The following is a 15,316-nucleotide window of genomic DNA, read 5'->3' as shown; positions in this document are numbered from 1 at the left end:
ACGCCCGGCGTCACACGGCGGCGAGGTAGATCGCCACGGTGTGGCAGGTGAACCCGACCACGGTCAGCGCGTGGAAGATCTCGTGGAAGCCGAACCAGCGGGGCGAGGGGTCGGGGAACTTGGTGCCGTACACGACGGCGCCGAGGGTGTAGGCGAGCCCACCTCCGGCCACGAGCCAGACCACCGCGGGGCCGCCGGTGGCACCGAACTGGCCCAGGTAGCCGACGGCCACCCACCCGAGCGCCAGGTAGATGGGCACGTAGAGCCACCGTGGCGCACCCATCCACAGGAGCCGGGTGAGCACGCCGGCGGCGGCGCCGATCCACACGACGGTGAGCAGGATCGTCGCGGAGCGCGGGTCCAGCAGCATGACGGCCAGCGGTGTGTAGGTGCCGGCGATGATGATGAAGATGTTCGCGTGGTCCAGGCGACGCAGGGCCGCCTCGACGCGCGGCGACCAGGTGCCGGTGTGGTAGACGGCGCTGGTGGCGAAGAGCATGAAGGCGCTGAGCCCGAAGACCGCCGCGGCGACCTTCCCGGCGACCGGTTCGGCGAGCACGACGAGGACGATGCTCGCAGCCAGCGCGAGGGGGGTCGTGGCCGCGTGGATCCACCCGCGCAGCCTGGGCTTGAGACGCCGCACGGCGTCCTTCGCGTCCTGTGCCACGCCCTTCGCGGCGGCGATCGTCTCGCCGTGCTCCGAGGCGTCGACCCGACCACGACGCTCGGCTCCTCCTGCCACTGGATGTCTCCTTGCTGCTGTTCGACCGATCAACCTACGGTTCCGTAGGTTACGCCAGCGTAGGCGTCGTCCGACACTCCGCTCGCCGGGGTCCTGTGAAGATCGTGCGACGGGATCGCGGGGCCTGCTCGCCCAGCCCGCCGGACGTCCCGTGCGGACGGCCCGGAGCGGTACCGTTGTCCCGATTCGTCCGCCCCCACCCCCGCGAAGGACCAGCGTGCGCCTGCCCCACCCGCTGTACAGCCTGTACGAGCGTCGGCTCGCCGGGTCCCTGGACCGCGAGCAGATGCCACGCCATGTCGGGGTCATCCTCGACGGCAACCGGCGCTGGGCGAAGTCCTTCGGCGAGACGGCGGCCACGGGGCACCGTCGGGGCGCCGACAAGATCACCGAGTTCCTCGGCTGGGCCGAGGAGCTGGGCATCGAGGTCGTGACCCTCTGGATGCTCTCCACGGACAACCTCGCGCGCCCCAAGGGTGAGCTCGCCAACCTGCTCGACATCATCGAGGACGCCGTCCGTGACCTCGCCGGCTCGGGACGCTGGCGCCTGCGCGTCATGGGACGCCTCGACCTGCTGCCGGAGCGCCTCGCGAGCGCCCTGCGCGCCGCCGCGACCGAGACGGCCGACGTCGTCGGTCTGCACGTCAACGTCGCCGTCGGCTACGGGGGCCGCCACGAGATCGCCGACGCGGTGCGGTCCTACCTGCGCGCCGAGGAGGCCAACGGGACCACGCTGGCCGAGCTGGCCGAGCGCCTGGACGTCGAGGACATCGCGGCCCACCTGTACACCAAGGGTCAGCCGGACCCCGAGCTGGTGATCCGGACCTCCGGCGAGCTCCGGGTGGGCGGCTTCCTCATGTGGCAGAGCGCCCACTCCGAGCTGTCGTTCGTCGAGGCCTACTGGCCGGACTTCCGGCGCGTGGACTTCCTGCGGGCGCTGCGCGACTTCTCCCGGCGCGAGCGCCGGCTGGGACGATAGGCCACGACGGCCGGACGCTCGCGGCGACGACGCCGGGACAGGAGAACCCATGACGACACCCGACACCACCTTGTCCGGCTCGGCACGTGACGCCGCGCGGACCTGGGAGGCGCTGTTCCGCACCCAGGTCACCCTCATGCGCCGGTTCCAGGCCGACTCCGTGTGGAGCGAGGTGTCCATGCGCGAGTACGACGTGCTGTTCACCCTGTCCCGGGCGGCGAGCTGCACGATGCGGCTGCGCGACCTCAACGAGAGCGTCCTCATGGCGCAGTCGTCGCTCTCCCGGCTCGTCGAACGGCTCGAGGACCGTGAGCTGGTGCTGCGCTCCGTCCCGGACGACGACGCCCGCGGCACCCTCGTCGCGCTGACCGAGACCGGACGCCGGGTGCAGCGAGCCGTCGGACGGCGGCACGTCCGGGCGATGGAGCAGTACGTCGGCGGCGCCCTGGGCATCGACGAGCAGGCGGAGCTGACGCGCCTGCTCGACAAGCTGCGCGGTGCCCAGGCCGGCATCGCGGACTGGACCCCGCAGGATTGATCGCGCCGGTTATCCTCGCCCCGTGACCTCGCCGACGACTGCCGAGCCCGCCGCCCAGCACGCCGTGACCCGCACCGACACGCCCGACGCGCCCCACGTCGTGGTCGTGCCCGACTCCTTCAAGGGCAGCCTCGGCGCCACCGACGTCGCCGCGGCGCTGCGAGCCGGTGTCCTCGCCGCCTGTCCCGGGGCCCGGGTGACGAGCCTGGCCATGGCCGACGGCGGGGAAGGCACCCTCGACGCCCTGCTCACCACGTGGTCGACCCCCGTCCGGCACGTCGAGACGGTCGATGCCGTGGGCCGCCCGCGGACCGCACGGTGCGCGGTCTCGCCCGACGGCCGCACCGGCGTCGTCGAGCTGGCCGAGGCGAGCGGCCTGCCGGCCGTCGGCGACGTCCCGCTCCAGCCGCTCCACGCCGGCACGCGCGGCACCGGCGAGCTCGCGGCGGCCGTGCTCGACGCCGGCGTCGAGGAGGTGCTGGTCTGCCTGGGAGGCTCCGCCTCGACGGACGGCGGCGCGGGCGTCCTGGCCGGCCTGGGTGCCCGGCTGCTCGACGCGGGCGGCGATCCCGTCCCCGACGGCGGCGAGGGCCTGGCGCAGGTGGCCTCCCTCGACCTGTCGGGCCTGCACCCGCGCGCCCGTGCGGTGCGGTGGCGCCTGGCGGTCGACGTGACCAACCCGCTCGTCGGCGAGCTGGGGTCGGCCGCCGTCTTCGCCCCGCAGAAGGGCGCCGGACCGGGCGACGTGGCCTTCCTCGACGCGGCGCTGGCACGGTGGGCGGACCTCCTCGAGCGCGAGACCGGCGTCCGCGTCCACGAGCTGCCGGGAGCCGGTGCCGCCGGAGGTGTCCCCGCGGCGCTCGTAGCGCTGCTCGGCGCGGAGCTCGAGCCGGGGGCGTCGCTCGTCGCCGAGGCCGTCGGCCTGCCGGCGGCGCTCGAGGACGCCGCGCTGGTGATCACCGGGGAGGGGTCGTTCGACTCCCAGTCGGTGCGGGGCAAGGTGGCCGACGGCGTCGCGCGCCTCGCCGCGGCGTCCGCGGCCCGACCCCCGGTCGTGGTGGTGGCCGGCCAGGTGCTGCTCCCGGCCGAGCAGGCCCGTGCGGCGGGGATCGCCGCGGCGTTCTCGATCGCCCCCGGGCCGATCGGCCTCGACGACCTGATGTCACGGACGGCCGCGCGGCTCAGCGAGGTCGCGGCGTCGGTCACGAGCCTCACGCTCGCGCGGTAAGGGGCGGGCGGGCCCCGGTCAGGGCGCGGAGTCGTCGTGCAGGACGACGCGGGACAGCTCGACGTCGCCGCCCGGCAGCACCCAGTAGTGCAGGCGCCGGGCCTGCGGCGCGCTCGCCTGGAGGGAGAGGCGCATCGCCTGGGCGCCGTCGGACTCGCGCACCAGGTAGGGGCTGCCGCCGCCGTCGCCGCGCCGGAGCCGGTGCAGCTCGAACCCCGGCACGTCGGGCGCTCGCCCGGTGAGGACGAGGACGACGGCGCGGTGCACCCGGTCCTCCAGCCCGCGCCCGACGTCGGCGAGCGAGTCGCAGAACCGCGGCCCGACGGCGAAGGGTGGCAGGGGGTACCGGTCCTTCTCGTCCGCGCCGATGATCTCGGCCCAGACCCGCAGGACGTCGAACCGCAGCTGGGCCTCGGGGTCGGTGAACAGCCGCCGCACGGCGCCGGGCCCCGGGGTGCGCGCCCGGTCCTTGCGGGCGCTGCGGATCTTGGCCTTGTACCGCTCGACGTCGTCGTGCAGCCGGTCGAGGCGGTCGCGCTGCTCCCGCGCGAGGTCGCGCAGCCCGATCACCTCCAGCTCGAGCGCGTGGACGGTGGCGCGCAGCTCGGAGGCGTCCCGTTCGGCACGGTCCGCCCGGGAACGGTGCTCGTGGACGGACAGCTCGAGCTGGTTCACCAGGGCCTTCTTGGGCGGTCCAGGTGCCGCGGCGGTGCTTCCCGTCGGGGGATCGGCGGCTTCCGACGACGCCGTACCCGCCTCGGTGCGGCCGTCCGGCCCCGGTCGGGCACCGGGCGGCGGGACGGCGGGCCGACGCCCGGGGCCGGGGACCGGCCGGGGAGCGGGCGGCGGCCCCGGAGCCCGCGTGGCCTCGGGCGGTGTACCGGCGGAGGCGCCGGACGTCTCGTCGTCGTCGACGGGGGAGGGGGCGGGCAGCCAGGGTGGGCCGCCGTCGAGCAGGCTGAGGGCCGCCAGGGTGGCGTCGGCATCGTCCACGTCGTCGAGCCGCAGGTCGGGCCGCCACGTGCCGCCCCCGGGCCCGGGGACGGGGTGCCCGGGGAGCATCCGCGCGGCGACGGTCTCGCCGACGGAGAAGAGGTCGCGCAGGTCGTCGTCGCCCCGGGTGGCCTGGTCGCGGGCGACCCGCACCGTCACCGCGGGCGTGAGGGCCAGCAGCACGGTGTCGGCCGTGACCTGGTGCACCTGTGCCGGGACGACGGCGCCGTCGGGGTAGCTGTCGTGGACGCGGGCGAGCTGTGCGGCGGAGTCCGGCAGCATGGCGCGCACGTCGAGGCGCCGCGAGCCGGCGTCGAGCGTGCCCCGGACCCGCATGCCCGGCGCCAGGAGCCGGTCGACGGGGACGATCGGCAGCGTCAGCTCCTGGGCGACCTGCGCGGTGGTGCCGTCGGGGGTCTGCACCAGCGCACGGGTGCCGACCACGCCGAGCACGGTGGCCGTCGTCGTCGCCGGCTGTGTGGCCGCGGTGGGGGTGCCGGTGAGGCCCGCGTCGGCCGCCGCCGTGAGGGCGTCCTGGACGAGCCGGTCGTGGACCCGGGTGCCCTCGGCGTCGTCGTAGGCGAACCACAGCGGCGAGCGTGACAGGTCGTGGACCCACTCCACGCCCACCGGGTAGACCCGCGACGCCCCGCCGTACACCTGGGTGCCCTGGGGCATGCCGTGGGAGAAGGCCCAGGAGGGTTCACCGGTGTGGATGACGACGACCTCGGCGAGGCCGTGCAGCTCGTCCAGCACGCGGGCCGGGTCGACGTAGGGGCTGCCGCGGTCCCGGGGGGTGGACACGACCACGACCGGCCAGCTCCGGTCGGGGTGGTGGAGGCGGGCGGCGAGCTCGTCCGCCTGCGCCGTCGTGCGGACGTGCGCCACAGCGGTGGGGACCCGCGCCGGAGCGGTGCGGTCGGGGCCGGAGGAGGTCGCGGTGCGGGTGCTGGCCACGACGCCTCCTCCGCTACGGTCCGGCCGGGCTCACGAGCCTACCCGCGGCCGTGACCTGCGGCCCGATGGCGATGCCGCGCGGCGGGAACCAGCGCCCCGGGCGACCGCCGGCCAGGGAGATGACGCCGTGTGCGTTCAATGTCACGTCCGTTCGTCCGTGCCCGGGGTCACCGCCGGGCCCGACCGGTGCGAGGATGAGGGTCATGCCGATGACCCCCCGGTCGGCCGATCCCGGCCCCTACGACGCCCTGCTGCTGTACTCCTTCGGTGGCCCGAACAAGCCGGAGGACGTCGTCCCGTTCCTCCGCAACGTGACGGCCGGCAAGGGGATCCCCGACGCGCGGCTCGAGGAGGTCGGCGAGCACTACTACGGGTTCGGCGGCAAGAGCCCCATCAACGAGCAGAACCTCGCGCTGAAGGCGGCGCTCGAGGCTGAGCTCGCCCGGCGCGGCATCGAGATCCCCGTCGTGTGGGGCAACCGCAACTGGGAGCCGTACACCGCGGACGCGGTCGACGAGCTCGAGCGGCTCGGGGCCGAGCGCGCCGTCGCGCTCGTGACCTCGGCGTACTCGTCGTACTCCGGATGCCGGCAGTACCGCGAGGACCTCGCCGTCACGCTGGAGCGGCGCGGCCAGCTCGACGACGCCGGCTCCACGGGTGTGCAGTTCGACAAGATCCGCTCCTACTTCAACCACCCCGGGTTCGTGCGGGCGAACGTGGACGCGGTGCTGGACGCCTATGCCGCGCTGGAGGCCCAGGGCGGGGCCCCGGCCGAGGCGAAGCTCGTGTTCGTCACGCACTCCATCCCCGACACGATGGAGGCGGCGTCCCGGATCTCCGGCGCCACGTACGCCCAGCAGCACCTCGACGTCGCCGGCGTGATCGCCGGGCGCGTCGCGGAGCAGCGGGGCCACGCCGTCGAGTGGGAGCTGGCCTACTGCTCACGCTCCGGTCCGCCCACCCAGCCGTGGCTGGAGCCCGACGTCAACGACCTGCTGACCGAGCGTGCCGCCGAGGGCCTGCGCGACGTCGTGATGTCCCCCATCGGGTTCGTCTCCGACCACATGGAGGTCGCCTACGACCTCGACACCGAGGCGATGGCCACCGCGACCGAGCTGGGCATGAACGCCGTGCGCGCGGGGACGGTCGGCACCCGCGAGCCGTTCGTGGCCGGCCTGGTCGACCTCCTCCTCGAGCGCGCCGCGCTGGCCCGCGGGGAGGACGTCGAGGAGGCCACCGTGGGCGACCTGCCCGCCTTCCGCTCCGTCTGCGAGGTCGACTGCTGCCTGCGCCGCGACGGGGAACCGAGCGGTGTCCCGGCCCTGTGCTCGCGTGACGTCTCGCGCTGACCGGCCGTCCTGACGAACGAACCGAAGGAGAACAGCGTGAGCGACCAGCACATCCACGGCGACACCGGCGAGGCCGTCGACGCGCGGGCCATCAACGAGACCGTCCGCTACGCGATGATCTCGGTGTTCTCCGTCGCCGCGCCGCTGCCGGCCGACGGCGCGGTCCGCGAGGAGCTCGTCGCCGCGGCCGAGGACGCGCTGTGGGACGGCCGGCCCCGGGACGACCGTGACGCCGAGCGGGCCGACGGCGGCGTCGTCGTGCGCGGGGTGTACGACGTGGCTGGACTGCGTGCCGACGCCGACCTCATGGTCTGGGTGCACGGCCCCACCGTGGAGTCCGTGCAGGGCGCCTACCAGCGGTTGCGGGCCTCGGGCCTCGGGGCGCACCTCGTGCCCGAGTGGTCGGTCGTGGCGCTGCACCGCGCCGCCGAGTTCAACAAGGGCCACGTGCCGGCGTTCCTCGCGGGGGAGCAGCCGCGGGACTACCTGTGCGTGTACCCGTTCGTCCGCTCCTACGAGTGGTACCTGCTGCCCGACGACGAGCGCCGCACGATGCTGCGCGACCACGGCATCGCGGCCGCCGGGTACCAGGACGTGCGGGCGAACACGATGAGCACCTTCGCCCTGAGCGACTACGAGTGGCTGCTCGCGTTCGAGGCGGACGAGCTGCACCGGATCGTGGACCTCATGCGGGACCTGCGTGCCACCGAGGCGCGACGCCACGTGCGCGAGGAGGTGCCGTTCTACACCGGTCCGCGGGTGGAGCTGGGTGCCTGGGCGGACCGGCAGCCCCTCGCCTGACGCCGCGGCGTCGGGTCGTCGTGCGGGCCCGCCCAGATGCTCAGCAGGCTGATGTTCGCCATGCTGGAGCCATGAGCACCGAGAACGCCGCCATCACGTCCTCAGCCCCGCCCACCGCCGCCGACCGGGTGCGTCAGGTCGTCGTGCTGCTCGGGTCGCTCCTGGCGATCGCCGCAGCCGCCGTCGGATCCGGCGCGGCCGGCGGCCAGCCGGTCTCCGAGGCGGCCGGCGGGGCGCTCTCCGCCGAAGCCACCGTCGTCGCCCCCGGCTCGCCGGCCTTCTCGATCTGGTCGGTCATCTACGCCGGGCTCCTGCTGTTCGCGATCGTCCAGCTCCTCCCGGGCCGCGCCGCCGACCCGCGGATGCGCGCGCTCGGCTGGTGGGTGCTCGGGTCGATGCTGCTCAACGCCGTCTGGATCGGCGTCGTCCAGGCCGGCTGGCTGTGGGGCAGCGTGCTCGTCATCGTCGCGCTGCTCGCCGTGCTGTGCGTGATCCTCGTCCGGATCGTGCGGATCCCGGCGGGGCGGCCGCTCGACACCGTCGCCACCGACGTCACCATCGGGCTCTACCTGGGCTGGGTCAGCATCGCGACGATCGCCGACGTCGCCGCGACCCTCGCCGCCGACGAGGTCGGGGAGCTCGGCCTCGGCGAGAGCGTCTGGGGCGCCGTCCTCGCCGTCGCCGGCGCGCTCGTGGTCGTCGCGATCTCCGTCTTCGCCCGCTCGCGGCCCATCGTGACGATCCCCGTCGGGCTCGCCGCGGGATGGGGCCTCGCGTGGATCGCCGTCGCACGCACGCAGGGCCCGCTGACGGACGTCGTCGTCGCGGTGGCCGCCACGATCACCGCGGTCGCAGCCGTGGCGGCCCCGATCGTCGTCACGCTGGCCCGCCGGCCGCGCTAGCGTCAGCCGCCGTCGCCACGACCACGGTGCCGCCCGGTCCGTCGTCGTCCTCGTCGCGGACGACGTGCCCGACGAGCGCGGCCGCCGCGACGAGCGCGAGCGCACCGTCCACCTGGTCGGAGCCCACCTCGAACAGCAGCCGTCCGCCCGGTCGCAGCCAGCCGGGCGCCGCGGCGACCACGCGGCGCAGGACGTCGAGCCCGTCGGTGCCGCCGTCGAGCGCGGCGACCGGCTCGTGGTCGCGCGCCTCGGGCGGCATCCCGGGGATCGCCGCGGTGGGCACGTACGGCGCGTGGCACAGCAGCACGTCGACGCCTCCGCGCAGGTGGGCGGGGAGCGGGTCGAACAGGTCGCCCTGGTGCACGGTGCCCCCGAGCGGTGCGAGGTTGCGCCGGGCGTGGGTGACGGCGGCCGCGTCGACGTCGCTCGCGTGCAGCTCGACGGGCCGGCCGGGCCGGCCGGGCCGGCCGGGCCGGGTGCGCGGCCCCCGCCTGCCCTGCAGACCCAGCGCCACCGCGCCGCCGACGGCGCCGCAGCCGCAGCACAGGTCGACCACGACCTCGGCCGCGCGCGGCGTCCCCTGCAGCGCGGTGCGGACCATCAGCTCGGTGCGCCGGCGCGGGACGAACACACCCGGGCCGACGGACCACCGGTGCCCGGCGAGCTCCACCCAGCCCAGCAGGTGCTCGAGCGGCTCGCCGGCGACGCGCCGCGCGACGAGGACCGCCAGCTCGTCCGCCGCCGCTGCCTCCGGTGCTGCCTCCGGTGCCGTCTCCGGTGCTGCCGCCGCTGCGGGCGCGGCTCCGGTGGTGCGGCCGACGTGCTCGAGCAGGAGCCGGGCCTCGTCCTCCGCGAAGACGCAGCCGGCCGCCCGCAGCCGGGCGACCAGCGCGTCCTCGTCGCGGCTCAGGGGTACAGCCCCCGCGTCTCGTGCGCCTCGGCCGTGCGCTGCACGCCGATGACCAGGGCGGCGTCCCGCAGCGAGATCCCGTCGCGGCGGGCGAGCGCCGAGACGTCGGCGTACGCCGACGACATGCGACGCGCCAGCTTCTCGGCGATCTCCTGCTCCGACCACCAGTAGGTCTGGTTGGCCTGCACCCACTCGAAGTAGGAGACGACGACGCCGCCCGCGTTCGCGAGGACGTCCGGCACCACGATGACCCCGTTGTCCGCGAGGATCTGGTCACCCCGTGCGGTGGTCGGGCCGTTCGCGCCCTCGACGACCCAGCGGGCGCGCACCGCGGGAGCCGTGGACTCGTCGAGCACGCCCTCGAGCGCCGCCGGGACCAGCACGTCGACGTCCAGGGCCAGGAGCTCGGCGTTCGTGATCGGGTCGGCGTCGTCGAACCCCACGACCGACCCGGTGGCCTCCACGTGCTGCTGCAGGCGGGGCACGTCGAGGCCGTCGGCGGCCCGCACGCCGCCGTACTGGTCGCTGACCGCCACGACGCGCGCGCCACGGTCGGCGAAGATGGTCGCGGCGTGGCCGCCCACCTTGCCGAAGCCCTGGATCGCCACGGAGACCTCGCTCAGCGGGACGTCGGCCTCCTTCAGCGCGGCGGCCGTGACGTGCACGATGCCGGCGCTCGTGGCCGTGCCGCGGCCTAGGGAGCCGCCGACGGCGAGCGGCTTGCCCGTCACCACGGCCGGGATGGTGAACCCGCGGTTCACGGAGTAGGTGTCCATCACCCACGCCATCGTCTGGGCGTCGGTGCCCATGTCCGGCGCCATGATGTCGGTGTCCGGGCCGATCACGGGCATGATCTCGGAGGTGTAGCGCCGCGTCACCCGCTCGAGCTCGGCGGCGGAGTACTCTCGCGGGTCGATGCCGATCCCGCCCTTCGCGCCGCCGTAGGGCAGGTCCACGATCCCGCACTTCCACGTCATCCACATGGCCAGCGCACGCACCTCGTCGATGTCCACCGACGGGTGGTAGCGCAGCCCGCCCTTGCCAGGACCCCGGGAGACGTTGTGCTGCACCCGGAAGCCGTGGAACAGCACGGTCTCGCCGCTGTCACGGCGCAGCGGCACCGCGACGTGCGTCTCGCGGCGGGGGGTGGCGAGCATCTGGTGGAGGCCCTCGTCGTAGCCCAGGTGGGCGACGACCCTCGTCAGCTGGCTGTGCGCCGTCGCCAGGGGTGAGGCGTCCGCCGTCAGGGTCGGGGCGTCCGCCACCAGGGTCGTGGGGGTCGACGTCAGCGTCAACAGAACCTCCTGCAAGGCACGTGCCGGGCGCTCGGGTCCGGCCCGGCGGGTCGGTGCGACCCCGGTCGTGGGGAGCGCAGGCACACCGTATCCCCACCGGCGGGGGCGCGACGACGTCGCCTCCCCGCGCCTGGCGCCCGGACCGGCCGCCGGTCCTCACCCACGGCGCGCCCGACGACGGAACGAGGCCGGGGTCTCCCCGGTCAGCCGCGCGAACGCCCGGGTGAACGCCGCCTGGTCGTAGAAGCCCGTGGCGGCCGCGATCTCGGCGATGGGGGTGCCGCCGCCGGTCAGCAGGTCCGCCGCGCGGTCCACGCGGGTGCGCAGCACGAGCTGGCGGGGCGACAGCCCGAACACCTGCCGGACCCGCCGGTCCAGCACCGCCGGGGAGCAACCGGCCAGCGCCGCCAGGTCGCGGACGGTCAGCGCGACCTCGGGGGAGCGGTCCAGGTGCTGCTCCACGGCGGCCCGCAGCCGCGCCATCGCGTCCATCGTGACGTCGTCGGCGTCGCGCGAGCGCAGGTCCCGCGAGACCGACACGATCCCGACGAGCCGCCCCGCGTCGTCGTGCACCGGGAGCTTGGAGGTCAGGTACCAGCCGGGGGTGCCGCCGAGTCGCCGGATCAGCTCCAGCTCGCCCCGCAGGGGCCGGCCGCCGCGCAGGACCTCGGCGTCCTGGGCCTCGTAGCGCTCCGCCAGCTCGGGGACGAACAGGTCCCGCGCCCGCCGGCCGACCACCTGGCGGCGGGCGCGCTCGTTGGTGCGGTGCACGAACGTCCGGTTGACGAGCACGTACCGGCCGGAGACGTCCTTGGCGCAGAACATCACGTCGCTCAGCTCGTCCATCAGGGCGACCATGGTCCGTGCCATCGCGGCCAGGACGGCGTCCCCGGCGGGCCACGGTGGCACGGGGCCGGTCGGTCCGTCGGACGGCGGTTCGGGGGGAGGCACGGTGACGGTCTACCCGGCCGGGGCCCGCACGGCAAGTTTGTCGCAGGAGCGCCGTGGCACGGCGGGATCCGTACAAGACGAGCAGCGGCCGTCAGGAGCATCCTGGGGGGATGAGCACCCACCTGAACGAGCGCGGCGCCACCACCCCGGGCGCCGAGCGGCCCGACCGCCTCGAGGCCGCCGCCCTGGTCGAGGACGCCGTGGCCCTCGCCCACTCGTGGATCGCGGCCGCCGAGGGCACCGGCGGCGGCGCCACCCGCGCCGACCGCCGCACCCGCGCCACCGCCGAGCGCCTGGGCGACCTGGTCGCCGACCCGGCCGGTCTCGACCTGGCCGTCGGGTTCGTCGACGACGTCGCGCGGCCCCAGGACGTCCGGGTGGCCGCGAAGGCCCTGGCACGCCTCGGCCGGGACGCGGGCAGCGCGAGCTTCCTGTCCCCGGTCGACCGGACCCTGTTCCGGGTCGGGGCCGCCGTCGCCCCGGTGCTGCCCGCCGTCGTCGTCCCCGCCGCCCGCGTCCGGCTCCGCCAGCTCGTCGGACACCTCGTCGCCGACGCCGGACGCGGGCTCGGCAAGCACCTCGCCCGCACCCGTGACGAGGGCTACACGCTCAACGTGAACCTGCTCGGCGAGGCCGTGCTCGGCGCCGACGAGGCGCAGGCCCGTCTGCAGCGCACCATCGACCTGGTCCGGCGGGACGACGTCGACTACGTCTCGGTCAAGGTCTCCTCCGTCGCGGCCCAGCTCGTCACCTGGGACCTCGACGGCTCGCGCGAGCGCGTGGTCGCCCAGCTGCTGCCCCTGTACCGCGCCGCCCGTGACCACGGGGTGTTCCTCAACCTCGACATGGAGGAGTACAAGGACCTCGCCCTCACCACCGCCGTCTTCCGCGACGTGCTCGACCGCGACGAGTTCCGCGACCTCGAGGCCGGGATCGTCCTGCAGGCCTACCTGCCCGACGCGATGGGTGCGCTCGACGAGCTGACCGCGTGGGCGCAGGGCCGGGTGGCGGCCGGCGGCGCGCGGATCAAGGTCCGGCTCGTCAAGGGTGCCAACCTCGCGATGGAGCACGTCGAGGCGGAGCTGCACGACTGGGCCGCCGCGCCGTACCCCACCAAGCCCGACGTGGACGCCAACTACGTGCGCATCCTCGACCGCCACCTCACCCCCGAGCGTACGGCCGCCGTGCGCCTCGGCGCCGCGTCCCACAACCTGTTCCACGTGGCGCTCGCCGTGCTGCTGGCCCGCGGCCGCGGCGTCAGCGAGGGCCTCGACGTCGAGATGCTGCAGGGCATGGCGCCGATCGAGGCCCGGCTGGTGCGGGCGGAGATCAGCAAGGGCTCGCCGGACGAGCACGGCGAGGTGGTCCTCTACACCCCCGTGGTCCGCGACGAGGACTTCGACGTGGCCATCTCCTACCTCGTGCGCCGCCTCGAGGAGAACGCCGCCGAGCAGAACTTCCTGCACGCCTCGTTCGCCCCGCCGTCGTCCGTGCCCGGGGTGGCCGGCACACCGATGGACCGGCAGGAGATCGCGTTCCGCGCCTCCGTGACGCACGGCGTCGACTACACGGCCGACGACGTCGCACCGCGCCGCCGGTCGCGCTTCGACGCCGAGCCCGCGCCCGCCACGCACGGGCCGTTCCACAACGCGATCGACACCGACCCGGCCGTGGCGGCGCACCGGGAGTGGGCGCAGCGGATCGTCGGGCCGGACAGCGGGTTCGTCCCCGTCCAGGCCCCCGAGATCACGGACACCACGGTGATCGACGACGCCGTCGCGCGCGCCGTCGAGGTCCGCGAGGCCTGGTCCGCAGTGCCCGCCGCCGGTCGCGCGCGCGTGCTGCGCGAGGCGGCGACCCGCCTCGAGGCCCGCCGCGGCGACCTGGTGTCCGCAGCCGTCCACGAGGCGGGCAAGACCGTCCCGGAGACGGACCCCGAGGTCACCGAGGCCATCGACTTCGCCAACTACTACGCCGCGGCCGCCGAGGCGCTCGACACCGTCGAGGGCGCGGACTTCGCGCCCGACGGCGTCACGCTCGTCACGCCGCCGTGGAACTTCCCCGTCGCGATCCCGATCGGCGGGGTGCTGGCGGCGCTCGCCGCCGGCTCGACGGTGCTCGCCAAGCCGGCACCGCCGACGCCGCGCTGCTACGAGCTCGCGGTCGAGTGCGTCCACGAGGCGCTGGAGGCCGTGGCACCCGAGATCGACCTCGCCCCCGACGTCGCCCGCGACGCCGTGCAGTACCTGCGGGTCCCCGACGGCGACGCCGGCAAGCATCTCGTCAACCACCCCGACGTGGCACGCGTGGTGCTGACCGGGTCCATCGAGACCGCCGAGCTGTTCGCGCGGTGGCGGCCCGAGCGTCCGGTGCTCGCCGAGACGTCCGGCAAGAACGCCCTGGTCGTGACGCCGTCGGCGGACCTCGACCTGGCGGTGGCCGACGTCGTGCGCAGCGCCTTCGGGCACGCCGGCCAGAAGTGCTCCGCGGCCTCCCTGGTCATCCTCGTGGGCTCCGTCGGTGACCCGTCGACGGTGACCGGAGAGCGGTTCCGCCGCCAGCTCGTCGACGCGGTGCGGTCCCTCGCCGTCGGGCTGCCCACCTCGCTGTCGACCGTGATGGGTCCGCTCACCGAGCCGGCCGCCGGCAAGCTCGAGCGGGCGCTCACCACCCTGGAGCCGGGCGAGACGTGGCTCGTGGCGCCGCGCCGCCTCGACGAGCAGGCGGCAGCCGCCGGGCTGGACCCCGACCGGCTGTGGACGCCCGGCCTGCGCGACGGCGTGACGCGCGGCTCGTTCTTCCACCTCACCGAGGTGTTCGGACCGGTGCTCGGCATCATGCGGGCCGCCACGCTGGACGAGGCCCTCGAGATCCAGAACCAGGTGTCGTTCGGCCTGACCGGCGGGATCCACTCGCTCGACTCCGACGAGATCGCCACCTGGCTCGACCGCGTCGAGGTCGGCAACGCCTACGTCAACCGGCACATCACCGGGGCGATCGTGCAGCGGCAGTCGTTCGGCGGCTGGAAGGCCTCCGTGGTGGGACCGGGCGCCAAGGCGGGCGGCCCCAACTACGTGGCGCAGCTCGGCACCTGGCGCGACACGGCGGCCGCGGCCGGCGGTCCGCCCTCACGCGGCAACGACCCGCAGGGCTGGCTCACCTGGGCCGAGGCCTCGGACGACGCCGCATGGGAGCAGGAGTTCGGCGTCCCGCACGACAAGACCGGGCTGAGCGTGGAGGAGAACACCTTCCGCTACCGGCCGGTCGACCAGGTGACGGTGCGCGTCGGGGACGACGCGCTGCCGGCCGAGGTGCAGCGCGTCCTGGCCGGGGCCCGGCGCGCCGGGGTGCGCGCCGTCGTCGTCCCCGAGGCCGACGCGGGCTGGGGCGTGCCGCACGAGGAGCCGGTCTCCCACGCGCAGTTCGCCGCGGCCGTCGCGGACGGGCGCGTGACGGGGCGGATCCGGGTGATCGGGTCGGCCCCCGGGCTGCGCGAGGCGGCGGTGGGTCGGCTCGGCGAGGTGACCGTGCTGGACGGCCCCGTCCTGGCGTCCGGTCGCCGCGAGCTGCTGACGTTCCTGCGCGAGCAGGCCGTCAGCCGCACGAAGCACCGGTACGGCCACCTCCGCGACTGACTCCCACCCCCCCACGCTGTGGGTGCACGACACGCC

General features: G+C 75.2%; 12 protein-coding genes. 7 read left to right on the top strand and 5 right to left on the bottom strand.

Going from position 1 to position 15,316, the window contains the following annotated elements:
- Window positions 1-10 precede the first annotated feature (10 nt).
- The gene (locus tag MWU57_RS17165; RefSeq protein WP_374108586.1) at window positions 11-742 is read right to left on the bottom strand and encodes a hemolysin III family protein; all 732 of its coding nucleotides are present in this window, start codon (window positions 740-742) and stop codon (window positions 11-13) included.
- Between the two features lie 217 nt (window positions 743-959).
- On the opposite strand from MWU57_RS17165, the gene MWU57_RS17160 reads away from it, so the two are divergent.
- Genes MWU57_RS17160 through MWU57_RS17150 form a run of 3 tightly spaced genes read left to right on the top strand, consistent with a single transcriptional unit; the run spans window position 960 to window position 3,487 of the window.
- Window positions 960-1,721, top strand: coding sequence for an isoprenyl transferase (locus MWU57_RS17160; RefSeq protein WP_106267707.1), 762 nt, complete (start codon window positions 960-962; stop codon window positions 1,719-1,721).
- A gap of 49 nt (window positions 1,722-1,770) precedes the next feature.
- Entirely contained in the window at window positions 1,771-2,259 is a 489-nt protein-coding gene (locus MWU57_RS17155; RefSeq protein WP_246910887.1) for a MarR family winged helix-turn-helix transcriptional regulator, read from the top strand.
- Window positions 2,260-2,281: 22 nt separating this feature from the next.
- Complete coding sequence (locus tag MWU57_RS17150) at window positions 2,282-3,487, top strand: glycerate kinase (RefSeq protein ID WP_246910886.1); 1,206 nt, start codon at window positions 2,282-2,284, stop codon at window positions 3,485-3,487.
- 18 nt (window positions 3,488-3,505) lie between these two features.
- Here MWU57_RS17150 and MWU57_RS17145 read toward each other — a convergent pair whose 3' ends face one another.
- On the bottom strand, window positions 3,506-5,437 hold the full coding sequence (locus MWU57_RS17145) for a hypothetical protein (protein ID WP_246910885.1): 1,932 nt from the start codon (window positions 5,435-5,437) through the stop codon (window positions 3,506-3,508).
- 203 nt (window positions 5,438-5,640) lie between these two features.
- On the opposite strand from MWU57_RS17145, the gene MWU57_RS17140 reads away from it, so the two are divergent.
- The 3 genes from MWU57_RS17140 to MWU57_RS17130 all read left to right on the top strand — a co-directional run bounded on the left by MWU57_RS17140 (window position 5,641) and on the right by MWU57_RS17130 (window position 8,489).
- The gene (locus MWU57_RS17140) at window positions 5,641-6,786 is read left to right on the top strand and encodes a ferrochelatase (RefSeq protein WP_246910883.1); all 1,146 of its coding nucleotides are present in this window, start codon (window positions 5,641-5,643) and stop codon (window positions 6,784-6,786) included.
- A gap of 36 nt (window positions 6,787-6,822) precedes the next feature.
- A complete protein-coding gene (gene hemQ, locus MWU57_RS17135; protein WP_106267715.1) occupies window positions 6,823-7,587 on the top strand; it encodes a hydrogen peroxide-dependent heme synthase in 765 nt (254 codons plus the stop codon).
- Between the two features lie 71 nt (window positions 7,588-7,658).
- Window positions 7,659-8,489: a tryptophan-rich sensory protein gene (locus tag MWU57_RS17130; RefSeq protein ID WP_246910881.1), complete on the top strand. Its 831-nt coding sequence runs from the start codon at window positions 7,659-7,661 to the stop codon at window positions 8,487-8,489.
- On the opposite strand, the gene MWU57_RS17125 is transcribed toward MWU57_RS17130, so the two are convergent.
- From MWU57_RS17125 to MWU57_RS17115, 3 genes are all read right to left on the bottom strand, one after another.
- Window positions 8,464-9,366 carry a putative protein N(5)-glutamine methyltransferase gene (locus MWU57_RS17125; protein ID WP_308221202.1) on the bottom strand — a complete coding sequence of 301 codons (903 nt, stop codon included), beginning with the start codon at window positions 9,364-9,366 and terminating at the stop codon, window positions 8,464-8,466. The genes MWU57_RS17130 and MWU57_RS17125 overlap by 26 nt on opposite strands.
- 29 nt (window positions 9,367-9,395) lie before the next feature.
- Window positions 9,396-10,688, bottom strand: a complete 1,293-nt coding sequence (locus MWU57_RS17120; RefSeq protein ID WP_243401004.1) for a Glu/Leu/Phe/Val dehydrogenase — start codon at window positions 10,686-10,688, stop codon at window positions 9,396-9,398.
- Between the two features lie 162 nt (window positions 10,689-10,850).
- Window positions 10,851-11,645, bottom strand: coding sequence for an AraC family transcriptional regulator (locus MWU57_RS17115; protein WP_246910879.1), 795 nt, complete (start codon window positions 11,643-11,645; stop codon window positions 10,851-10,853).
- A gap of 110 nt (window positions 11,646-11,755) precedes the next feature.
- On the opposite strand from MWU57_RS17115, the gene MWU57_RS17110 reads away from it, so the two are divergent.
- Window positions 11,756-15,280, top strand: coding sequence for a bifunctional proline dehydrogenase/L-glutamate gamma-semialdehyde dehydrogenase (locus MWU57_RS17110; protein WP_246910878.1), 3,525 nt, complete (start codon window positions 11,756-11,758; stop codon window positions 15,278-15,280).
- Window positions 15,281-15,316: the final 36 nt, after the last annotated feature.

It is taken from the genome of Isoptericola sp. S6320L (assembly GCF_023015685.1).
Classification (GTDB): Bacteria; Actinomycetota; Actinomycetes; order Actinomycetales; family Cellulomonadaceae; genus Isoptericola; species Isoptericola halotolerans_A.
The sequence above is the reverse complement of the archived record's forward strand: the minus strand, read 5'-3'. Positions and strand labels throughout refer to the sequence as shown.

Bases quoted from the DNA above. Each gene is read 5' to 3' on its own strand.
- MWU57_RS17155 (WP_246910887.1), top strand. From the start codon at position 1,771: ATGACGACACCCGACACCACCTTGTCCGGCTCGGCACGTGACGCCGCG.
- MWU57_RS17140 (WP_246910883.1), top strand. From the start codon at position 5,641: ATGCCGATGACCCCCCGGTCGGCCGATCCCGGCCCCTACGACGCCCTG.
- MWU57_RS17130 (WP_246910881.1), top strand. From the start codon at position 7,659: ATGAGCACCGAGAACGCCGCCATCACGTCCTCAGCCCCGCCCACCGCC.
- MWU57_RS17110 (WP_246910878.1), top strand. From the start codon at position 11,756: ATGAGCACCCACCTGAACGAGCGCGGCGCCACCACCCCGGGCGCCGAG.